This is a genomic window from Thermodesulfovibrio sp. 3907-1M (assembly GCF_040450955.1).
Taxonomy (GTDB): Bacteria; Nitrospirota; Thermodesulfovibrionia; order Thermodesulfovibrionales; family Thermodesulfovibrionaceae; genus Thermodesulfovibrio; species Thermodesulfovibrio autotrophicus.
In genome coordinates this window covers 474,099-495,000 of the sequence record NZ_CP144373.1, presented here as the reverse complement: position 1 = coordinate 495,000, position 20,902 = coordinate 474,099, and the positions used below count along the sequence as shown (strand labels likewise).

Here is a 20,902-nt window from a genome sequence, read left to right as displayed (position 1 = left end):
AAGCTCATCTATAAGAAAATATCTCGCCTGAAGCCATTCTGCAATCCTGCCTGCCAGATCCATCTTCATGAATTTATCCTTTTTTTCTGTATCAATAACAATAAAGTCTGATGAGGGAAAATCTTTAAGCATAAAGCAGATGCTTTTCAGTTCTTCAAAAACAGACTTGTCACTTAATGATACATTTGCCTTTCCGTCTGTAATAATGAATATTAGCAGACGGCTCTGAGGTTCTTTAAAATGCATTATTTTCATTAACTTGTATGCCTCCATCAGTCCTGCTGAAAGAGGAGTTTTACCTCCTGTTGGAATCTCTTTAAGTCTTTTTAAGGCAAGCTCAACAGAGGATGTGGGAGGAAGAATGGTTTCAGCCCTGTCTTTTCTGAATAAAATCATTGAAACTTTGTCTCTTTTCTGATAACAATCCATTAAAAGTGAAAGAATTGCTCCTTTTGTAGCAATCATTCTCTCAGCAACCCCCATTGAGCCAGAGCCGTCAACAACGAACACTACAGTATGGCTCATTCTTCTTTCTTTTTCCCTGTATCTTAAGTCATCATCTTTAATTATCAATGAATCCTTCATCCCTCTTATTTTTTGAAAGGGTGCAGCAGCCCTCACGGTTGCATCAATTGCTATGTCATCTCTTTTCTGAATAAGACTTCTCACATATCTCCCTCCCCTACCCTTTGCTTTTGTCTTTGTTCTTCTTCCAGTTAACTGCCTAAGAATTCTGTCTTTTCTGAAGAAAAATCTTTTTATTTTGTAACTCTCACCAACAGGAAAAACTTCTTCCTTTTCATATGAGGGAGTGTTCTGCAATTTTCCTTGTTCAGTGTTTTCATCCATAGGGGGAGGATTCTGCTTTAAGTTGTTATTTTTTTTATCATCCTTTTCTGAGTTCTGAGCCTCATCGGACTCATGTTGATGCTCATGCTCTTCATGCTGTTCAATGAGTTTTTTTCTGTGATTTAAGACAAGTGGAGCAACTGTAATCACATGTTCCTGTTTAACAAAATCATCCCCAAGGTATGCTGCATAAGCTTTTGAAGCGTATAAAAGAAAAATGTCTGCTCTATGCCCTGACACAGCCTCTTTTAAAACCAGCTCTGATATAAAATCCTTTATCTCATCTGAAACTTTAACTTTTTTTATAAACTCTCTGGATTTTTTGAGTTTTTCAATTAAATGGATATCTTCTTTGATTTCTCTATTCTCTGTGAGATTAAGCTTTATTATTTCCTTTCTTTTTTCTTTTTCATTAATTTCATCCATGATTACGCACATGCCGAATCTGTCAAGAAAATGAGAAGAAAAATCAGCTTCCTCAGGATTCATTGTGGCAAGAATCTGAAACTCCGCAGGCTCCCTAAGTTTAATCCCCTCTCTTTCAATAATATTCTCAGCCCTTGATTGAACTTCAAAAATAATTGAAACTATGTCACGGGGAAAAAGGTTTATGTCTTCAATAACGAGAAATCCTCCATCTGCTTTTGAAAGAAGCCCTTTCTGAAACCTTCTATGACCAGTTTTAACTGTTTCCTCAATATCAATTCCGCCCAATACTGCTTCTTCAGTTGCATTCATTGGTAGCTCAATAAAGGGAATTTTGAGAGCTTTAACGATTGTTTTGAAAGCTTTTAGTAGAGTTGATTTACCTGTTCCCCTTTTACCTGCCAGTAAAACTCCACCTGAGGCTGTCTCAATTAAATTCAGCAAAAGAGCAAGCTTTGCTGATTCCTGTCCTACAAAATCTGAAAAGCTTATTTTAAAATCTTTCAAGTATTGCATTAAGTTTTTCTGCCTCTATTGATAAATCCTCAAAGGGAAGCCTTTTAAGCCTGTGTCTTAAGGCAAAAGGAGCAACTGCCTTAATATCCTCACGGGTTATTTCATCTTTCTCGTTGAATGCTGCAAAGGCTCTTGCTGCCTTAAGCATAACAATATCAGCCCTGTGACCATCAAGATTTAACTCTGCTGTTATCTCAACAACTGCTGATAAAGAGCTCTCCGTAATATTTAAACTTTTAAGCCTTTCCTTTGCATCCATTATTTTCTCTGCAAGCTTTTCCTGTTCACTCTTCCATTTTTTATGAAACTCCTCTGGATTGTCATCAAACTGGGCTTTTCTTTTTAAAATTTCAACACGCAAAGCCTTATCCCTCAATGAATTGACCTGAACGCATAGACCAAATCTATCAAGAAGCTGAGGTCTCAGCTCACCTTCTTCAGGATTCATCGTTCCAACAAGAATAAATCTTGCAGGATGGACAAAGGAAACTCCTTCTCTTTCAACAGTATTTACTCCCATTGCAGCAGAATCAAGCAAAAGGTCAACAATGTGGTCTTCAAGAAGATTCACTTCATCCACATAAAGAAAGTTTCTGTTTGCATCAGCAAGAATTCCGGGTTCAAATCTCTTTTCACCTTTTTTAATTGCATGCTCAATGTCAAGTGTGCCTACCAGTCTATCCTCTGTAACACCTAATGGAAGTTCAACAACACGCATCTTTCTCTTTTCAATTTCAATTGAGCCATTGTTATTAACTCTCTCAATACAGTCACTGCAGAAAGGTCCATCAGGTGAACAGTTGAATCTGCATCCTTTTACCACCTCTATCTCAGGAAGCAAATCAGCAAGTGCTCTCACAGCTGTTGACTTTGCAGTACCTTTTTCTCCCATAATAAGAACGCCGCCAATGTTGGGATCAATCACATTCAGGATGAGCCCTAATTTCATCTCCTCCTGATCAACAATTGCAGTAAATGGAAATATCATTTCATCACCTCTTTAATTTATGCAACTTCAGCCTTTAGCAATATTGAAAGAGGTTTTTCTTTTAATGCACTAACTTTTAAGATAGAAAAACCTATAATATTTCCTTCTTCATCTACTTTTTCCATAACAGCATCATTTTCTGTTTCTCTAAAATATCCTTTTTTCTTTTCAAATAGCACTTCAATGTAATCTCCTTCTCTGTCATACCAGACTAATACTTCTTTTCCCATAATATCTCACCCCTTTTTATAGCATCTGTAAAGTAAGCAGTTATATCTTTGAGAACCTTTACTATAATACATAAATACTTTTCCGTAACAGAAGTTATCGGGTAATGTTTATAAAATAACTCTACTTGCGAATCTATTTTTGACCTCACAATAATATCAGGATTTATAAGAGTTTCTTTTATCTTTTCCATTTGATTTCTCATTTCAGGATGATCTTCTTCAAAATGTCTTTGTCTTTCATCTGTTAAACGAATTTTTCTATCAAATAAATCATTGAGTATCAACTAATCACCTCTTGCATCTTCTTTTTCCAGTATTCAACTTCCTCTGCTGTTACAACATCTATTGAACCACCCTGAAAGTTTCCTTTTGTGTCTCCCATTTTCTCCTCAATCCATCCTTCAATCTCAAGATACAATGCCTTTAATGCCTCCTTTACATCCTCTGAAGGACTCCATAGTCCTCTTTCAGCAGCCTCAATCAGCCTTCTTGCAATCTCCTCCAGTGCCCATGGATTATGTTCCTCAAAGAATTTCCTGTTTTCCTCATTCATCATGAATGTTCTTGTAATGTCATCAAAAATCCAGTCATCAACCTCCTTTGTTGTTGCCTCCCAGCCATAGATTCTTCCTATCCTTTTTGATATGTCTGCTGCACCTTTGTATCCATGTCTTTTCATTCCTTCAATCCACTTAGGATTTAATAGCTTTGTTCGCACAACACGTCTTATCTCGTCAGCAAGGTCTCTGACTTCCACATGCTCAGGATTACGGGTGTCTCCGTAATAGGTTTTAACTTCCTTTCCACTTAAATGTCTTGCAGCAGCTGTCATTCCACCATGAGTTCCAAAGTAGCAACAGCATCCAAAAAGGTCATACTCATCTGAGACCACTTTATTGTAAGTTATATCAACTGTTTTTAATGCATTGGCAAGCTCTTTGTGTTTGCTTTCTCCCCATACTCCCTTTCCATAGGCATATCCATTCCAGTAAAGAAAAACCTCTGCAAGGTCTTTTTCCTCTCTCCATGCAGATGCATATACTGCAAGCTGAGTTCCTGCCTGATAGGTTCCAGGCATTGAGCAGAAAATCCTCAATGTAGCTGAACGCAGGTCTGCACCATTCTGAGCAAGCTGCTCCATTGTGTGCTTTCTTATAAAATTCATATCTTCAGGCTCATCAAGAAAAGCAACTGCCTGAACTGCCTCGTCAATGAGCTCTATGCACATAGGGAAATTGTCCCTTGTTATTCCTGAAACTCTTATTGTTACATCAATACGAGGTCTTCCAAGCTCTTTAACTGGTATTATCTCAAATCCCTTTACTCTTCCATTTGAAAGCCATAATGGTTTTACGCCAAGAAGATGCATTATCTGTCCCATTCCTTCTCCGTCAGCCCACATTATGTCTGTGCACTGCCAGTAGAATGCCACATTTTCAGGAAATCTTCCCTCCTCATTTAAATGTTTTTCAATAAGCTTTTCAGCAAGTCTTTTACCAATCTCATAGGCAGACTTTGTTGGAACTCTGTGCGGATCAAGGCTGTAAAAGTTCCTTCCTGTTGGCAAAACATCATCTCTTCCGCGGGTTATAAGCCCTGATGGACCTGAAGGAATGTATCCGCCTGAAAAACCATGAAGTAGCGATTCAATCTCCTTTGAATCCTCAATCTTCCTGTTTAGTTCCAGTATCTTCTCTTTAATTGCCCTCCATTCTGGCTTATCCCAGTTTATCTTTTTAAGAATTTCCATCATGCCACCTCCAATTTTGTGCTATAATTAAATATGAAAATTTTAAAAGTTGTATATGAAAATGGTGTTCTAAAACCTCTCTCTGAATTTTCCATAAAAGAAAAGAAACATTTTAAAATTATTATATCCGATGAAGATGAGCTTTCAATTGCTGATTTATTCAGCGGAATTATAAAGGGATTAAATAATGAAGTAATTGAAAAAATAGCTCTTGACCCGGAATTTGAAATTGAATAATTCATACTCTTGAAGAAATTGAAAATAACACTGAAGTATTTATAGATGCGAATATCTTTATATATTTCTTTTCTAAAGATTCCATCTTTAACCGCTCTTGCTTCAGATTTTTTAAAAGGATATAGAATCAAGAAATTAAGGGCTCTACCAATGCAGTTGTTATACAAGAAGTAATTCATAGAGTAATGATAGAAGAAGCCATTATAAAATTTCCTGAAATTTCCCTGCAAAAAGTAACAACCTTTCTCAAAAATAATCCAGAAATAGTAAAACAGCTTGAAATTAGCAGAAATCTTGTTTATATAATTGAAAACTTGAATATCAATGTAGTTTCTATTAGTTTTGATAATGTTAAAAAAGCTCAAAAAATCAAAAAACAATATGGTTTTCTCGGAAATGATGCTCTGCTTATAGAAACTATGTTTGAATGCGGTATCTATAATCTTGCCACAAATGATAAAGATTTTGAAATAATTCCAGATATACATATTTACAAACCAACATATTGCTGATTCAGAACTTCCCTTACTATCTCTTTGCCTATTCTGTCTATTTCCTCAATTATTGCTCCGTATGATTTACCTGTTATAGGGTCAATCTTGCTCTGGTGTGATAAAAGTTCACTTAATTCATAACCAAGAAGTCTTGCCACCTCCTTTTTCAATGAATGCTCATCACCTGAATCATATCTTAATATGGAATAAATGAAATCAACTCTTCTTTCTCCCTTAGGAGTATCACCAAATATATGCATTCCATCCTGAATCTGAGTGTTCCTAATCAAAGATAGCTTGCCATGTGTTTCCTCAACTATCTTTTCAAATGGTATTTGATGAAGCTCTTCATGGGTAAGACTGGAAAGCTGAACCTTTCTTGCATTGTGAAAAATCTTTATTTCATGGTCAATTTTAGCTTTTTTTATCTCAGCAATTATTAAATGCTCAAGAGCATGTTTTCTTGCAGGCTCTTTTTTCTTTACATCCTCGTACTCACCGAGAAGTCTTTCAAGTTCTAAAAGTTCACTGTACAACCCGCCTTCAGTTAGAACTGTCTGCATATGGTCAACAAGCACTGCATAACTTCGCCTTTTTGCTATTGTTCCCTCAGGAGGATTATCCGCGTTGTAAATATAAAGATGAGGGACAGTGTCTATTCCTATATCAGGGAAACAGGCATTTGAAAGCCCTACTGCTTTCCCTGGTAAAAACTCAAGATTTCCATGTGTTCCCACATGAACAATCGCATTAACCTTAAACTCCCTTGAAAGCCACTTATATGTTGCCACATACTGATGAGGAGGTGGAACATCAGGGTCATGAAGAATCTTACATACCTGTCCATCACATCTTGCGCCTGCACATCCACGCTTTGGCTGAACCATTACAAGCACATTCCCAAAGTTTAAGCCTGTGATAACAATCTTTCCATCATAAACCATAGCTGGTGGAATACCGTTTTTATGCTCACCAGGAGGCTCTCCCCATGCCTCAATCATTCTGAGCCGTGTCTTCTCAGGAAGTTCATTAAACCACTTAAGATATTTCTCTTTATCAACAAATGCCAAGGCACCACCTTTTAGGGCAATCTCCTCAACAGTTGTCCATCTGAACTCTGATATTGCCTTTTTATTCATTATTTCATCAATCAATGCCTTTCCATCCTCTGGAGGCTCTACATTGTAACCAGCTTCTTTCATTCTTTTCATAATTCTAACCACGCTTTCAAGGCTGTCAAGATGGGCTGCAGAGCCAACAGTTGCCTCAACAGAGGCACAGGGATTGTTATGAAGAATAAAGGCAATCTTTCTTTGATGAGGAGGTGTTCTTCTTAAATCAATCCATCTTTCAATTCTAAGAGCAAGCTTTTTCACTCTCTCTTTTATTGGCATCTTTCTTCTTTCATCTTCACTTCCTTCAACCTGTGCAGAGATTATTAAAGGCTCAATCACGCCTTCAAACTCAGGAAGCGCAACTGACCAGCCTATGTCAAGATTCAACTCTTCCTTTTCCCATTCCTCAATTGTTTTGTAATAGGAAGAAACAGGGGATATGACAGGAACATCAAGCTTTTTAAGAATTTCTACTCCATCTGAGGCAATGTCAGTGTTATCCATTCTTTTTGTTCTGCTTGTTCCAAGAAAGAATGATATTAGCTTTACCATTGCGTCAATTCTTGGCTTGCCTTCTTTATCAATAAACCACTCAAGAACTACCTCTCCACTTCCCTTTGTTCCAAGAGCATCATCTTTAACTGAATAGGCAAAAGCAGCGATTACATTGAATCCCTTTGCTTCAAGCTCCCTGATAAGTAAATCCTCAACCTCTGTATTTCCATTTATCCAGTAATGCCTTGAAAAAAGAATGCCAACAGTTGGAGCATCCTTCTTTTTATACCAATCCATATATTCATCAATACTGGTAAAAATCTTTTCAGCATCTGGATGATAAACTCCTTCCCATGGAATCTGTTCAGGCTCTTCGTAATGAATATCAAGTCCTGCAACATTACTGGCTAAAAATAGAAACATATTTTTTATATTTTTCTCACCGTTTATAACAAGATAACTATAAGCTTTCCCTATAATTTCAGGAGCAACATCTGAGAGAGTCCAGTATGAAGGGTCATGTCCAAGACAGACAACTTTGCCTTTAATGCCACCTTCTTTTAGTTTTCTTTCAATCTTCTCCCATACAGACTCATTTGAACGATAAAAAAATAGAATATCAGCATCTTCAATATCTCTTAAAGCAATATCAAGTTTTTCAGGTTCATTTTCAAGTGCTCTTACAGAGTAAACTTTAACTGAAAAATCCTTTATATCTTTTGATGCCTTAAGAAGCATGTTGTAATAACTCTGCCATACAACTGCTACAACTTTAAGCATACAAGCCTCCATTGGAAAAATTTTTTAAGAGTTTTATAATAAAAATCAAAGAACTTGAGGTTTTAAAATGAAAAGATTTAGTTTTCCTGTCATTATTGAAAGAGATGAAGATGGTTACTTTCTGATTTACAGCACTGGACATATTATGCTCTGCCCGTCAATAAAGCTTCTTTTTACATCCACACCATAGACCCTTTTAATCAGCTCCTCAGTAATGATATCATCTGGTTTGCCTTCTGCAACCTTTGCTCCTGAATTAATTACAACAACTTTATCTGAGAAAAATCCTGAAAGATTGGGGTCATGAAGAGTCATTACAGCAGTCAATTGTCTTTCTCTTACAATTTCCTTAATTTTTTTAAGCACATTTATCTGATTTCTAAAGTCAAGATGACTTGTTGGCTCATCAAGTAGCATTACAGGCGCACCCTGTGCGATTGCCCTGGCTATCAATGTAAGCTGACGCTCTCCACCACTTATCTTTGTATAAGGATTATCCTTAAGATGCTCAATCCCAACAATGCTTAATGCTTCACTTACTTTCTCATAATCTCTTTTCCCTGGAGACGAAAAAACTCCCACATAACTTGCTCTTCCCATTAAAACCACATCAAAAACAGAGTATGAAAAAGGTGGCTCATGCTCCTGAGGAACAACTGAAAAAAAACGAGCCCTTTTTCTGAATGAGAGACCTTCAACTGAAGCTCCATTTACCCTCACCTCACCCCTGTAATACTTCCACAAACCTGAGATACATTTAAAAAGAGTTGTTTTTCCTGAGCCATTTGGTCCAAGAATGGTAGTTATTTGTCCTTTTTTAGCCTGAAAGCTTACTCCCTTAATGACATCCCTGCTTTCACCTTTATGTCTGAAAAATAGCTCATTAACCTCAAGCATCACTTGCCCCAAGCTTGCTTTCCGCCTCTTTTCATCAAATATATAAAAAACGGTGCTCCTGTAATTGCTGTTACTATTCCCACAGGAATGTCAAAACTCGTAAGGGTTCTTGATACAGTGTCAGCTAAAATCATAAATGATGCTCCTGCTGCAAGACTCAATGGCAAAAGAGTTTTATGGTCAGGACCTGTAAGCATTCTTACAAGATGAGGAACCATAAGACCAACCCAGCCAATAATCCCTGTAACAGATGTGGCAACTGCAACTGCAAGAGTTGAAAATCCAATGAAAAGAATTCTATCCCTTGATATATTCACACCAAGAGATTTTGCTTCCTCCTCTCCCATGCTCATAACATTAAGCCTCCATCGCATGAGAAATATGGGAAAAATTCCCGCAAAAATACCTATACCTGCCATCTTTACTGTATTCCAGTCAGCAAGAGAAAAGCTTCCCATCAACCAGTAAACAATGCTCTGAAGCTTATGAGGGTCAACAAGAAACTTCACAATTGAAACCATTGCTGTAAAAAAGGCTGAAACAATCACTCCTGAGAGAATAAGAGGAAGACGGGATACCTCTCCCTGTGTTCTTGCAACAGAGTAGGTAATAACAACTGATGCTACTGCAAAAACAAAAGCCATAAGCTGAATTGGTAGATAGCTTAAAAATCCAATTGTTATGGCACATCCAAAAGCTGCACCTGCTGAAACACCAAGAATGAAAGGGTCAACAAGTGGATTACGAAATATTCCCTGAAGCGTCACCCCTGCACAAGACAGTGCTGCTCCAACAAGCCCGGCAAGAATTACTCTCGGAAGCCTTATATCAATGATTATCGCTTTTTCAGGAATATCGCCTATATCAAAAACGTGAAGGGCTTCATTAAGCAGTATCTTTAAAACCATAACAGGTGTCACTCCATAGGCACCCAAAAAAAGCGCAAACCAGCCAATCAAAAGAGGAGAAACAATAATTAACAATACCTTAATACCCTTCATACTGCCTCACATTATAATAGGATATTCCGAATACTTTTCGGTAGAAGCTGTCAGCAATTTTTTCAAAATCAATATCTTTAAATGCTTCAGGATAAATCTTCATTGCCATGTATAGCGCTACTGGTGCAAGTCTTGGTGACCATGTGGACCACTTTGGAAGTTTATAAACTTTATGCTCCCTTACTGCCTTTACAAATCTCCATTGAGAGTTATTGTAGAGCCACGATTCATTGTATCCTGCTGAGCCCCATATAAAAATCACATCAGGATTCCACTGAATAATTTTTTCCACTGATACATCCATATTCCTCTGCTTTATTGAGTTGGCAGGATTTACTCCACCTGCAATCTCAATCACATCATTTGTAACACCAACAGCACCTGAAACTGTTGTTGGTTTTCCACCAAGATGTATAACTTTTTTTCTTTTGTTCATTGGTATCTTTGATACCCTGTCTTTTATAAGCTTGAAAATTTTCTTCATCTCTGAAATAATGTCCTCTGCTCTTTTTTCTTTTCCAAAAAGCTTTCCATGAATTCTCATTACTTCATAAAGCTCGCTCAGGCTGTCAGGATATATTCCTATTACATTGATACCTTTTTCTTCAAGAAATTTTATGGTATTTGGATTGTATGTCCAAGTAATCACAATATCAGGATTAAGCTTAAGAACTGCTTCAACATTGACATCAGAGCCTGCACCTACAGTTGGTTTTCTCAATTGAGGATTTGTCTTAACAATTGCTTTATAAAGATCACAGTGCTCCTCTGCCCAGCGGGATACCCCTGCTACTTGATTCCATATATTCAATGCAGGAATGAGTTCATAAGAAATGACAATCACCGCTCTTTTCACAGGAACCTCAACAGTAATCTTTCTATCAAGCTTGTCAACTACAGTATAGGTAGAGGCATAAGTTGCCCCTACCCATGTTAATGTAATTAAAAAAGCTAAAAGTTTAATGTAAGCTCTGTAAACCATGATCTTCCCGGTGCTCTGTAGTATTGATAGTACTTTCTATCAAAGATATTGTCCACTGAGAAACTCAGCTTTGCAAACTTTGTAAGCTGGTAAGATACTCTTCCATCAACAACAAAGTATGGGTCATAGGAGCCATAGACATTGTTGACATAGTCTGAGTTATCATCATTACTGAACCACTTACCCACATATCTTCCGATAACCATGGCTGAAAATCCTGATTTTTCAAACTCTGCCCCAATATTTGCTCTCCACAGAGGTGTATATGTAAGTCTGCATCCAACAGTTTTTGGGTTAGCTTCATTTTCTTTAATTTTAGAGTCAGTATATGTAAAGTTACTGAATAATCTCAGCCATTTTTCAAATCTTTGCTCAATCTCAAACTCAACCCCCCTTGATTCAGCTTTTCCAACATTAACAAGTTCCTGATATTTTGATGTAACTGTTTTACGATAAATTAGATCCTTCATGTAGTTCTCAAAATATGTTAAAGAGACTTTTGCACCTTTCCACAGTTTTTGCTCAACTCCAATATCCCATGAGACAACAGTTTCAGGATCTAAATTAGGATTTGCAGCATATGTAATTCCTGTAGATGATGTCCATGTTCTGTAAAGCTCATATACTGTTGGAGGTCTGAATGCTTTTCCCACTGAGCCACGAAGAGTTGTTGTATCAAAGGGTTTATAAACAAGAGCTAACTTTGGTGAAAAGGAGGATTTTGACTTTGATGGATAATCCTTTGGATAACCAGCTTTGCCGACATCATTTACATATCCATCATAGGTTTTCCACCAGTCCTCTCTAAAACCTACATAAGCAGTCAAATTATTGAGAAGCATTATCTCATCCTGAATAAAAATAGCGTATGTTCTATCCTTTCCCTTTGATTCGTACTTTAAGGTTGTTGTTGAATCTTCGTCTCTCCAGTCTTTTAAATACTTTTCCTTTGTATCTGCATATCCGTGCCTGAAGGAACCACCAAAAGTAAGAATTTGATTGTTAAAAACTGGAAGACTAAACTGTAAGTCAGCCATGTATGATTCTGCAGGAGTATTTGATACATAACCACATTTTGTCGGATCTGAGCCACATCCAGACCTTGTTGCCTGAGATAAAGTTGTTACATACCAGTCTTTTTCTGTATCAAGGTATGAAAGATTCAGCTTCATTTTTAAGTCTTTGTAAAGATTTGATTCTAATCCAATCTTATATGTATTCTGAATTCTCCCTCCAGCACCTGGAAGAAATGTACTTTCACTTACACTTCCATATTTCCATACAGGATTGCCAGAAGCATCCCTTAAATATGTATGAGGGTCATCATAGTTGTATTCATAACGGTTTCTCATAAAGGCAAAATTTATTTTTGTATCTTTTGTGAATTCATACTGTGCTTTTATTGTAATTCCATCATCCCACCAACGATTATCTCCTTTATCACCAATTAAATAGGCTGTTTTACCCTCTCTTGTTGAAGTTATTTCATATCCAGTAATTCCTGTAGTTGGCTTTGATGTCTGAACATTCAAATCAGTTGGATATCCGTTTGTTCCCTGCCAGCCATAACTTAAAAATATGCTTAATCTATCCCAGAGTTTATCTCCATAGGATGCGTAAATTCTTCTCATATCATCCATTGCTTTTCCTCTGTCCCAGCTTGAGCCATATCCTGTTTTAAAAGTAAACTCCCTCTTTTCAGGCATTTTCGTAATAAAGTTTACAACGCCACCCATTGCATATCCACCATAAAGTGATGAAAAAGGTCCTTTAACAACCTCAACTCTTTCAAGGTCTTCTGGATAGTATCCGCCCATCTTTACATTGCCTGTATATGGATTATTTAGAATCACTCCATCCATAAGAATCAGTGTTCTTTTCTGATCAGGAATACCTCTCAAAGTAATAAATGAAAGAGTATCCATCAAACCTTTGCCTCTTCTTACGAATACACCAGGGACATCATTCAATGTCTGGTCAATGCTCTTAGGTGCTTTAAGCTCAATTTTCTCCTTTGTTACAATGCTTACAGATGCCGGTGCAGACTCAGCTGAAGTCTCTGTTCTTGTAGCAGTAACCACGATCTCCTCAAGCTTTGCATCCTTTTCCTCTGCAAAAACAGGTAAAAAAAGACATAAAACAAACATAATGCATAAAAAAGTCTGAAAAATCATCTCTACGCCCCTCCTTGAAAAATTTTACAAATACTCTGCTCCCTTCAGAGAGGCTTGAGACTCTTCATGAGTCTGATTAATAAAAAAAGCCGTGGCTGGCTCATGCCATCCACGGCCTTCATGACCAAGTTTTACCCTTCGTGGGTTAAAATATTAAAGCAGAAATTTATAGTTTAAGTCAACATCATTTATTAAATCCGTATTTTTCAGGATTTTTTAATATAGCTTTGTAATAGTTATAAAAATTTGAAATATCCTCAAAATGCTGATTTATTACTGTGTAAAGCTCCTCAGGAGTTACTTCCCAGTAAATGTGAACGAGTCTGTTTCTATATCCTGCAAGATTTTTATTTTTTTCAGCAAAATCCTCAGGAATAAGACCATATCTACCAAGGCTTAATATTATCTCCTGATAATCTTTTGTTTTTGCTCCCAATCGTGAAAGCAAATGACTACCAATTGTTAATATGCCCTCAACTGCTCTTCTTAAATAGTGTTCTGCCATAATGTAGTTTCTTTTATCTTTGATGAAATCATCTTTATTGATTCTTTTTAAAATATCCATTTCTTCCAATGCCTCATGAATCTGTGAAAGAATAGTTGTCATTTTTGAGATATTTATTTCTCTACATCTAATCATCTGCTAACACTGCCTCGTTAAATATGTTTTCAAAGTATTTAAAATCAAGATACTGCATTATAACTTTGTCCTTATATTCATCGTAAAACTCAGTATCAGAGCAGAAGAGCAGCAGCCCTTCTGTGACAGCATTAAATTGAAGACTAAGTGGAGCTTCATGTAAATAAACAATGTCAATCTTTCCTTTAAAGTTTTTTGAAATTTCACTGTAAATTTCTCCATATACTTTTACAGGGTTCTTCATAGGTAAGGTTTTATCTCTGAACAATACTGCAAAATCAATATCACTTCCCTTATGAAATGTGCCTTCAACTAAAGAGCCAAAAATCAATATGGCAACCACACCAAGAGATTTAAATTTTTCTTCGTCAAACTTTTTTTGGGATAAATCCATAGGGATATTATAACATCTTCTAAAATGAGGCTATTACAAACTTTCTTCCGTTAAGCTCTATTATTTTTACATCAATTTCGTAAACATCTTTTATCAGTGAGGGTTCAATTATGTTGATATCTCCAGTTTGGTAAATCTTACCATCTTTCATAAAAATAAAATAATCGGCAAACTGAATGGCAAGATTAATGTCGTGTAAAACAATGATTGTGGTGAGATTTAAACTCTCCGTTAATCTCTTTAAAATTTGAAGTATCTCAATCTGATTTTTTGGATCGAGATGGTTTACAGGCTCATCAAGCAAAAGCACCCTGGGTTGCTGAGCAAGAGCTCTTGCTATAAGAACTTTCTGTGCTTCGCCTCCGCTTAGTTCATTGATCTTACGGAAAGCAAAATCTTTAAGCCCGAAATTATCAATTATTTTTTCAACCACTTCAAGGTCTCTTTCAGTTGGTTCAAAGAATATATGAGGCTTTCTTCCAAGAAGTATGGCATCAAAAACCGAGCTATATGGTGTAGAGTTTGACCGTTGAGGCAGATAGGCAATTCTCTTGGCAGTCTCTCTTGCTGAAAACTTTCTTATATCCGCACCATCTATGTAAACTGTGCCTCTCGCTGGTTTTATGATTCTGTCAATGGTTCTTAAGAGAGTTGACTTACCAGAGCCATTTGGTCCAAGTATAGCATGAACAAATCCATCACTAAATTCCAGATTAACTCCCTTGAGAACTTCTCTGTCTGCATAACCAGCTGAAAGCTCTTCTATCTTAAGCATTTAAAATCTTCTCCTTCTTATAAGTAAATAAAAAAACATGGGTGCACCTGCAAAGGAAGTTATAATCCCAACAGGCAAAACAGACGGAGAAATTATTGTTCTTGCAATCAAATCAGAAACGGAAAGCAAGACTGCACCAAAAATGGCTGAGTAAGGGATTAAAAATCTGTGATCACTGCCAATGATAAGCCTTATAATATGAGGAGATATTAATCCAACGAATCCTATTATCCCGAGAAAGGCAGTGCAAACAGAGACAACTAAGGCACTGAAAAACATTCCCGAGACTCTCAAGAACTTTATATTAACACCAAGACTTTTTGCCACTTCATCTCCCCACAGCACTGTATTAAAATTCCATCTATTAAGAAAAAAATAGACAAAACAAAGGCAAAAGGCAATAAACATAAGTTTGTTTTCAAGCCATCCTGCCTTTCCTATGTCTCCGAATGTCCAGAAAACAGTTGCAGCCACCTGAAAATCACTGGCAAAATACTGTAAAAACATGGTTGCTGAACCAAAAAGGCTACTCAATGCAACACCGGCAAGAATTATTGCCTCTGAAGTTATATTTTTAAGAAACGAAATAAAAAGAATCAGCAAAACTGTAAGAATCGCTCCAGCAAATGCTGAAATTACAACGGGATAACTTTTAAATACTGTTACCGACTCAGTTCCAAATGAATGGGGCTGTCCAGCCCCAAGAAAAATTATTGCAAAGGCGGCACCAAATGCAGCACCGTGAGAAACTCCAAGCGTAAATGGAGAAGCCAATGGATTTTTAAGCACATTCTGCATTACAGCACCTGCAACTCCTAAGGATGCTCCTGCAAGAATAGCACCAACTGTTCTCGTCAATCTTATATTCCATACTACATAGGAGTTTTCAGTGTTATTGAATATAGCTCTGATAACTTCACTTACTGGAAGATTCATTGAACCCGTTGAAACAGAGACAGCTGCCACTACAATAAGGAGAGCAAACAAAAAAAATCCAAAGGCAATCTTTGAATAAAAGGACTTAAGATACTGTTTTTTTATTGAATGCTCAGTGGACAGTAATTCCTGAGTCTTTAAACTCAACTTTTCCATATCCTTTGTATACTCGTTTTAGATCATCGTAAACATCCATTCCAAGAAATTTCTTAAATATCTCTGCTGCCTTTTTTCGTGGCTCTATATCCCTGAATTTATCAGGATAGATAACTTTGCCTATGAAATAGGCATTGGCAAGGAGAATCTCAAGATTTGTTCTGTAAAAATTATATGGGAAAACAGTGTAAACCTTTCCGTTCTTTACTGCTTTAAGTTTTTTATAAAACTCTTTATTTTTTAAGTAATCATCGTTTACAAGAGAGATTCCACCTGTATCAATGAACAGATACTGAGGATTCCATACGAGAAGCTTTTCCCTGTTAATGAAAACATGTCCAATTCTACCAATTTCATCAACCACATTTTTAACATTAATCCATTGAAGAGGCGGATAATGGGCTTCAGAGCTTGTTATTCCATGAGCACCCCTTGCGCTAATTGCACCTATGTAAACTGTTGGTCTGGCTGAACTTGCTGTTCTTTTTTTTAGGTCCGAAATGCATTGTTCAATGTATTTGTTTAGCTCTGTTGCTCTTTTTTCTCTATCAAGAATCTTTCCAAGAAATGTAAAGGTATTCTTAATATCTTCAATTCTGAATCCCTCTGTCCCTGCATACTGAATAACAACAACTGGAATCCCTGTTTTACTCTGAATCAACTCAGCATTGTCAACTTCAAAGGTTATAACCAGATCAGGCTTTACAGTGATAAGTTTTTCAAAATCAGGAAGCTTTCCTGGTCCGCCTTCACCAATTGAAGGAATATTCTGAACTTTATCCTTTATTGCAAGCCAGTATACCTTTCCTGTAGCAGGATTACCTCTCATGACACTCTGTTTTTCTACTCCCTCAATTCCTACAACCTTATCAAATGCCTGAAGATAAACAATATAGCGCAATGAAGCAGATAGTGCAACAACTCTTTCAACTTTTTTCGGAATTGTAACCTTTCTTCCAGCCATGTCAGTTACTGTAACCATCTCTTTTGCACTGACATAGGATGCAAGAATAAAAATGAAACATATTGTAAATAAAACCTTTTTCATTTATCCTCCCTGTGGTCTGTATTCAATAACAATCTCTCCATCCCAAATAGAAACACTCCAGTGCCTTAGCAGACTTTCTGCTTTATTCCTTACATAACCAATTGACCTGAACTCATACTCCTGCATAAATACTCTCTAAAACCTCCCCAACTTCTCTGAATGCTTCAGAGTTTTCTGGAATTTTTCCATCAATTGAAAAACTATAAACATCAGAAGAGAAATGTATCACGCCTGAAAGAGGCAATCCTTTTTTCTGAACTGTCTCTTTAACTTTAGTTTCAATCTCAGCAGGCAGTTTGTTGACAATAAAATAAACATTTTTACCCATCTTTTGAGCAAGTCCAACTACTCGCTCAGCAACTTCAATAGAGTCAAGATAAGGCTCTGCAACTGCCACAACTGTATCAATCCCCTTTTCTATACCTCTTCCAAAATGCTCCACACCCGCTTCTGTGTCAACAACTATAACTTCATTATCCAGCAACTCAATCTTTTCAAGAAACTCCCTGCTTACAACTCCCATCGGGCAAGCACATCCTTCCATCGGCTCTTTAATTTTACCTATTGAAACAAGAGCCAGATTGCCATCTTTCTTGATAAACTCCGCTGGAATATCATCAATGCTGAATGTATCCTTTTCAATCACGCTCATTTTTGGCTCTTTTTCTCCAGACTGAAATCTCTTGATCAGACTTTGTTGCACACTTTTTTTACCTCCAAGAAAATCCATAAAAGAAAAGGGAGGTTCATTGAAGCCAAAAAGCCTATAAAGTGTCTGATTGCTTTCATCAGAGTCAACAACAAGAACTCTCTTGCCTCTCTTTAAAAAAGCCTTTGCAAGTGCGTAAACAATAAAACTTTTACCAACTCCACCTTTTCCACATACTGCAATCTTTTTCATTATCTGATCCTCCTTAAAAAGCAAATGATACAGATCCTCTCATTGTAAATGGAGCGCCCACTCCATAAGTTGTGTTTGATACAGCATCGTCCATTGCATTGATTACAGAAACATACTTTTTATTGAATATATTGTCAAACTCCAGTGATATTTTCAATGCCTTGAGCATTCCTACTTTTTCCTTAACATAGTTTAGTTTTAAATCAAACACTGCATAAGAAGGAATTTCTTCTTTGTGTTCGCAATCTCCATATCTTTTTCCAAGATAACGCATCTGAGGAATTATCTCAAAGTCCTTATATTTTGCAATGAGTCCTGTTACAACAGTCCACTTTGGGACATCAACCACCTGTTTACCATCTGTAGAGAGAGTTTTACCCGAGTAAGTTATATTCCCATCATAAGTCAGATGATTGAATGTGGGATTGAGATAAAAAGTGAGCCAGTCAGAGGCAAAAACAGTGGTTCCTATTTCAAAGCCATATCCCTTTGCTTTCCCTATGTTTTGTTGGTAGTTTACAGGTTTGCCTGTGGATGGATCAATAACTCTCGGATCAGTAATTGTTGTCAAAAGATTTTTATGTCTTGAGAGAAAAATTGTTGGATTTACCTCTATGAAATCCTTGCGAAATCTTAAGCCTATGTCAATGTTGTCAGACTGTTCAATGTCTCTGTTTTTAAATAGATCACTTATCGGAATTCCTGCAGCTACAAATTGATTGTAAAGTCGGTTATATAAATTTAAAATTGGCATGTAGGCATATGGTCTTATATAGTTTCTTCCATAACTTAAGTATGCTTCTATGTTTTCATTAAAAGTATAGGATACACCAGCTGTTGGAAGCCATATATCATATGTCTCTGCTTTTCTATCAAGGTATGGTGCTCTCGTTAGTACAGGATTGCCTCCAACAAAAATAGTTCTATATCCTTCACTGGCTGAATCTTTAAACTTAAAATATTTAATACCTGCCTGCCAGTTAAATTTATCTATAGTTCCTGCAACTTTTAAGTAGGGACTGTTAACATAGGTAGTTCCAGTAGTTGCTAAAACTCCATAACCTCTGTAACTCAGGCTACCGTCTGAGTTAATCCAGTAGTTTTCAGAGTAAATATTCATATCAGCTGATTCATAGTTATAGCCTGCGGTTGCTTTCACTGTATTAAAATCAAGGGCAATCTCTGCTATGATACCCTTTCTTTCAATGTCTCTTGTTCTTTGCTGAACTCCTGGTTTACCTGAAATATTTGATGAGCCATCCCATATTTTAGCATCCTCTTTCGAAATATATGGTTTTAACACAATTTTTAAATATTCGGTTACCTTTGCAGTAATTGATGCGAAGAGATCTCTGTTTTTTGATATTCTCTGTTAAATTTGTAATAAAGATAATCCTGTGCAGGAATTCCTGTTATTGAGCTATTGAATTCAAGGCGATAGTACTGATCAAGATCTTTTGTTTGAGCATAAGTGAAGAAGCGATATTTGTCATGCTTTATTTCATTGAAGTTTCCCCAGATTTTGATTTCTATGTTTTTCCCGATTGGCTGAACAAGGGTAAAATTCAAATTATTTCTTGGTCCAATCTCTCCAGGACCTTTCCATTTATCCTGCCCTGTAAAAGAGTAGGAAAGAGAAAATCTTGTATCAGTTGGTTTGATTTCTCCAGAGTCAAATCTAAGATAGGTTCTCTTATACTCAAAAGAACCTATTGATTGAGACAACTTTAACCCAATTTCTTTTTGAGCCCAAAGTGGCCTCAACTCAATAGCACCACCTCTATTCCCAACTCCTGAACCTAAATCAGCAGGAACTGCTCCTTTGTAAACCGCTATGCTTTGGAAGTTTTCAAGGTCATAGATGTATGCTCTTGGTCCCATTGGATTTCCACCATAATTCGGGATTCCTTCAACAGTCATTGCTCCAAGATAACCTCTTACTCCTCTGATTCTTATGTTTGCCTGCTCTGTTGCTAAATTATTTGCATCAACGCTTTCAAAAACAACACCTGGCAGAATTGAAATTGCCTCGTATACATTTGTTTTCCCTCTCTCTCCAGAAAGTTCAATTCCCTTTGTGGTTATCTCTGTTCCAGTGTAAACTGTCTCTCCAGTTTGCTTTGTGGGAACAACAATTTTCTCTCCAGTAACCACGATCTCCTCAAGCTTTGCATCCTTTTCCTCTGCAAAAACAGGTAAAAAAAGACATAAAACAAACATAATGCATAAAAAAGTCTGAAAAATCATCTCTACGCCCCTCCTTGAAAAATTTTATAAATACTCTGCTCCCTTCAGAGAGGCTTGAGACTCTTCATGAGTCTGATTAATAAAAAAAGCCGTGGCTGGCTCATGCCATCCACGGCCTTCATGACCATGTTTTACCCTTCGTGGGTTAAAATATTAAAGCATAAATTTATAGTTTAAGTCAACAGATGAATCCAGAATTAAAGAGACACTCAGACAGTGGTTGTCATTCCGTTCCTTTTTCTTTGTCATTCCGACTTTTTTTATCATTCCGAGCCGCCAGAGGCAGGCGAGGAATCCCCTCCGTTTCTTTCGGCATTGGAAGACTTAGAGATTCCTCGGGTGGGATGCCACCCTCGGAATGACAAAGTAAAGGTGGAATGCCACCCTCGGAATGACCTTTCAATTTGTCATTCCGAGCGCGAGCGAGGAATCTCCTCCTTACAATAGAGATTGCCACGCCCGACTTCGTCGGGCTCGCAATGACTGAAAAGGGGTGTCATTCCGAGCCGCCAGAGGCAGGCGAGGAATCCCCTTTGTTTCTTTCGGCATTGGAAGACTTAGAGATTCCTCGGGTGGGATGCCACCCTCGGAATGACAAAGTAAAGGTGGGATGCCACCCTCGGAATGACAAAGTAGAGGTGGGATGCCACCCTCGGAATGACAAAAAAAGTGGAATGCCACCCTCGGAATGACAATGAAAATGGCATTGAGTCCCTCGCAATGACAGAAATAAAAGCTCGGGACAGGTCCCTCGGAAGGACAAAAAAATATGGAATGACAATAAAGATATGGAATGACAACTTAGTTAGGCAGATTCAGATACCTAACACCTAAAGGTGATTAAAAATTCAAAGTTTAAAAGACTGAATCT

20 protein-coding genes and 1 pseudogene (1 of these 21 running past the window's edge) are annotated in these 20,902 nt (G+C 37.1%); 2 read left to right on the top strand and 19 right to left on the bottom strand.

From position 1 onward, the window contains the following. From V4D30_RS02670 to V4D30_RS02650, 5 genes and pseudogenes are all read right to left on the bottom strand, one after another. Positions 1-1,791: the 5' portion of a VWA domain-containing protein gene (locus V4D30_RS02670; RefSeq protein WP_353684708.1), read on the bottom strand. It extends 45 nt beyond the left edge of the window; 1,791 of the gene's 1,836 nt are visible here — the first part of the coding sequence; the start codon lies at positions 1,789-1,791; its stop codon lies off the left edge, out of view. Continuing rightward, on the bottom strand, positions 1,769-2,779 hold the full coding sequence (locus V4D30_RS02665; protein ID WP_353684707.1) for an AAA family ATPase: 1,011 nt from the start codon (positions 2,777-2,779) through the stop codon (positions 1,769-1,771). Before V4D30_RS02665 ends, V4D30_RS02670 begins: the two co-directional genes overlap by 23 nt. Positions 2,780-2,796: 17 nt before the next feature. Further along, on the bottom strand, positions 2,797-3,009 hold the full coding sequence (locus V4D30_RS02660) for a DUF2283 domain-containing protein (RefSeq protein ID WP_353684706.1): 213 nt from the start codon (positions 3,007-3,009) through the stop codon (positions 2,797-2,799). After that, a complete protein-coding gene (locus V4D30_RS02655) occupies positions 2,991-3,293 on the bottom strand; it encodes a hypothetical protein (RefSeq protein ID WP_353684705.1) in 303 nt (100 codons plus the stop codon). Before V4D30_RS02655 ends, V4D30_RS02660 begins: the two co-directional genes overlap by 19 nt. After that, positions 3,290-4,711, bottom strand: a pseudogene (locus tag V4D30_RS02650) (cobaltochelatase subunit CobN); the annotation flags it as partial. The gene V4D30_RS02655 and the pseudogene V4D30_RS02650, both read right to left, overlap by 4 nt. A gap of 81 nt (positions 4,712-4,792) precedes the next feature. On the opposite strand from V4D30_RS02650, the gene V4D30_RS02645 reads away from it, so the two are divergent. Together V4D30_RS02645 and V4D30_RS02640 are read left to right on the top strand one after the other, a co-directional pair. Beyond that, the gene (locus tag V4D30_RS02645) at positions 4,793-4,996 is read left to right on the top strand and encodes an antitoxin family protein (protein WP_353684704.1); all 204 of its coding nucleotides are present in this window, start codon (positions 4,793-4,795) and stop codon (positions 4,994-4,996) included. Positions 4,997-5,181: 185 nt separating this feature from the next. Continuing rightward, positions 5,182-5,508, top strand: coding sequence for a type II toxin-antitoxin system VapC family toxin (locus V4D30_RS02640; RefSeq protein WP_353684703.1), 327 nt, complete (start codon positions 5,182-5,184; stop codon positions 5,506-5,508). Here the strand turns inward: V4D30_RS02640 and V4D30_RS02635 are convergent. The 14 genes from V4D30_RS02635 to V4D30_RS02570 form a co-directional block, all read right to left on the bottom strand. Beyond that, positions 5,487-7,880, bottom strand: coding sequence for a cobaltochelatase subunit CobN (locus V4D30_RS02635; protein WP_353684702.1), 2,394 nt, complete (start codon positions 7,878-7,880; stop codon positions 5,487-5,489). The two genes, V4D30_RS02640 and V4D30_RS02635, sit on opposite strands and share 22 nt — an antisense overlap. 126 nt (positions 7,881-8,006) lie before the next feature. After that, the gene (locus tag V4D30_RS02630) at positions 8,007-8,777 is read right to left on the bottom strand and encodes an ABC transporter ATP-binding protein (protein WP_353684701.1); all 771 of its coding nucleotides are present in this window, start codon (positions 8,775-8,777) and stop codon (positions 8,007-8,009) included. Next, positions 8,777-9,778: an iron ABC transporter permease gene (locus tag V4D30_RS02625; protein ID WP_353684700.1), complete on the bottom strand. Its 1,002-nt coding sequence runs from the start codon at positions 9,776-9,778 to the stop codon at positions 8,777-8,779. The genes V4D30_RS02630 and V4D30_RS02625 overlap by 1 nt, the downstream gene beginning before the upstream one ends. Continuing rightward, positions 9,765-10,760 (bottom strand): ABC transporter substrate-binding protein, encoded by a 996-nt coding sequence (locus V4D30_RS02620; protein WP_353684699.1) that lies wholly within the window; start codon positions 10,758-10,760, stop codon positions 9,765-9,767. Before V4D30_RS02620 ends, V4D30_RS02625 begins: the two co-directional genes overlap by 14 nt. Further along, positions 10,730-12,934 (bottom strand): TonB-dependent receptor, encoded by a 2,205-nt coding sequence (locus tag V4D30_RS02615; RefSeq protein WP_353684698.1) that lies wholly within the window; start codon positions 12,932-12,934, stop codon positions 10,730-10,732. Before V4D30_RS02615 ends, V4D30_RS02620 begins: the two co-directional genes overlap by 31 nt. Before the next feature lie 184 nt (positions 12,935-13,118). Beyond that, positions 13,119-13,574 carry a DUF86 domain-containing protein gene (locus V4D30_RS02610; RefSeq protein ID WP_353684697.1) on the bottom strand — a complete coding sequence of 152 codons (456 nt, stop codon included), beginning with the start codon at positions 13,572-13,574 and terminating at the stop codon, positions 13,119-13,121. Further along, complete coding sequence (locus tag V4D30_RS02605; RefSeq protein ID WP_353684696.1) at positions 13,567-13,968, bottom strand: nucleotidyltransferase domain-containing protein; 402 nt, start codon at positions 13,966-13,968, stop codon at positions 13,567-13,569. The genes V4D30_RS02610 and V4D30_RS02605 overlap by 8 nt, the downstream gene beginning before the upstream one ends. Before the next feature lie 19 nt (positions 13,969-13,987). Continuing rightward, positions 13,988-14,743, bottom strand: a complete 756-nt coding sequence (locus V4D30_RS02600) for an ABC transporter ATP-binding protein (protein ID WP_353684695.1) — start codon at positions 14,741-14,743, stop codon at positions 13,988-13,990. Continuing rightward, positions 14,744-15,835, bottom strand: a complete 1,092-nt coding sequence (locus V4D30_RS02595) for an iron ABC transporter permease (RefSeq protein ID WP_353684694.1) — start codon at positions 15,833-15,835, stop codon at positions 14,744-14,746. It abuts the gene before it with no gap. Then, positions 15,792-16,883 (bottom strand): iron ABC transporter substrate-binding protein, encoded by a 1,092-nt coding sequence (locus V4D30_RS02590; RefSeq protein ID WP_353684693.1) that lies wholly within the window; start codon positions 16,881-16,883, stop codon positions 15,792-15,794. The genes V4D30_RS02595 and V4D30_RS02590 overlap by 44 nt, the downstream gene beginning before the upstream one ends. Then, the gene (locus V4D30_RS02585; protein ID WP_353684692.1) at positions 16,884-17,009 is read right to left on the bottom strand and encodes a hypothetical protein; all 126 of its coding nucleotides are present in this window, start codon (positions 17,007-17,009) and stop codon (positions 16,884-16,886) included. It lies immediately after the preceding gene. Then, on the bottom strand, positions 16,996-17,784 hold the full coding sequence (locus V4D30_RS02580) for a P-loop NTPase (protein ID WP_353684691.1): 789 nt from the start codon (positions 17,782-17,784) through the stop codon (positions 16,996-16,998). Before V4D30_RS02580 ends, V4D30_RS02585 begins: the two co-directional genes overlap by 14 nt. A 13-nt stretch (positions 17,785-17,797) precedes the next feature. After that, positions 17,798-19,087, bottom strand: a complete 1,290-nt coding sequence (locus V4D30_RS02575) for a TonB-dependent receptor (RefSeq protein ID WP_353684690.1) — start codon at positions 19,085-19,087, stop codon at positions 17,798-17,800. Between the two features lie 17 nt (positions 19,088-19,104). Then, positions 19,105-20,031: a Plug domain-containing protein gene (locus tag V4D30_RS02570; RefSeq protein ID WP_353684689.1), complete on the bottom strand. Its 927-nt coding sequence runs from the start codon at positions 20,029-20,031 to the stop codon at positions 19,105-19,107. Positions 20,032-20,902 lie beyond the last annotated feature (871 nt).

What these genes read in the sequence shown, in the direction of transcription:
- V4D30_RS02665 (WP_353684707.1), bottom strand. Translation starts at nt 2,779, where the DNA reads ATGATATTTCCATTTACTGCAATTGTTGATCAGGAGGAGATGAAATTA.
- V4D30_RS02660 (WP_353684706.1), bottom strand. Translation starts at nt 3,009, where the DNA reads ATGGGAAAAGAAGTATTAGTCTGGTATGACAGAGAAGGAGATTACATT.
- V4D30_RS02645 (WP_353684704.1), top strand. Translation starts at nt 4,793, where the DNA reads ATGAAAATTTTAAAAGTTGTATATGAAAATGGTGTTCTAAAACCTCTC.
- V4D30_RS02640 (WP_353684703.1), top strand. Translation starts at nt 5,182, where the DNA reads ATGATAGAAGAAGCCATTATAAAATTTCCTGAAATTTCCCTGCAAAAA.
- V4D30_RS02635 (WP_353684702.1), bottom strand. Translation starts at nt 7,880, where the DNA reads ATGCTTAAAGTTGTAGCAGTTGTATGGCAGAGTTATTACAACATGCTT.
- V4D30_RS02630 (WP_353684701.1), bottom strand. Translation starts at nt 8,777, where the DNA reads ATGCTTGAGGTTAATGAGCTATTTTTCAGACATAAAGGTGAAAGCAGG.
- V4D30_RS02625 (WP_353684700.1), bottom strand. Translation starts at nt 9,778, where the DNA reads ATGAAGGGTATTAAGGTATTGTTAATTATTGTTTCTCCTCTTTTGATT.
- V4D30_RS02620 (WP_353684699.1), bottom strand. Translation starts at nt 10,760, where the DNA reads ATGGTTTACAGAGCTTACATTAAACTTTTAGCTTTTTTAATTACATTA.
- V4D30_RS02615 (WP_353684698.1), bottom strand. Translation starts at nt 12,934, where the DNA reads ATGATTTTTCAGACTTTTTTATGCATTATGTTTGTTTTATGTCTTTTT.
- V4D30_RS02610 (WP_353684697.1), bottom strand. Translation starts at nt 13,574, where the DNA reads ATGATTAGATGTAGAGAAATAAATATCTCAAAAATGACAACTATTCTT.
- V4D30_RS02605 (WP_353684696.1), bottom strand. Translation starts at nt 13,968, where the DNA reads ATGGATTTATCCCAAAAAAAGTTTGACGAAGAAAAATTTAAATCTCTT.
- V4D30_RS02600 (WP_353684695.1), bottom strand. Translation starts at nt 14,743, where the DNA reads ATGCTTAAGATAGAAGAGCTTTCAGCTGGTTATGCAGACAGAGAAGTT.
- V4D30_RS02595 (WP_353684694.1), bottom strand. Translation starts at nt 15,835, where the DNA reads ATGGAAAAGTTGAGTTTAAAGACTCAGGAATTACTGTCCACTGAGCAT.
- V4D30_RS02590 (WP_353684693.1), bottom strand. Translation starts at nt 16,883, where the DNA reads ATGAAAAAGGTTTTATTTACAATATGTTTCATTTTTATTCTTGCATCC.
- V4D30_RS02585 (WP_353684692.1), bottom strand. Translation starts at nt 17,009, where the DNA reads ATGCAGGAGTATGAGTTCAGGTCAATTGGTTATGTAAGGAATAAAGCA.
- V4D30_RS02580 (WP_353684691.1), bottom strand. Translation starts at nt 17,784, where the DNA reads ATGAAAAAGATTGCAGTATGTGGAAAAGGTGGAGTTGGTAAAAGTTTT.
- V4D30_RS02570 (WP_353684689.1), bottom strand. Translation starts at nt 20,031, where the DNA reads ATGATTTTTCAGACTTTTTTATGCATTATGTTTGTTTTATGTCTTTTT.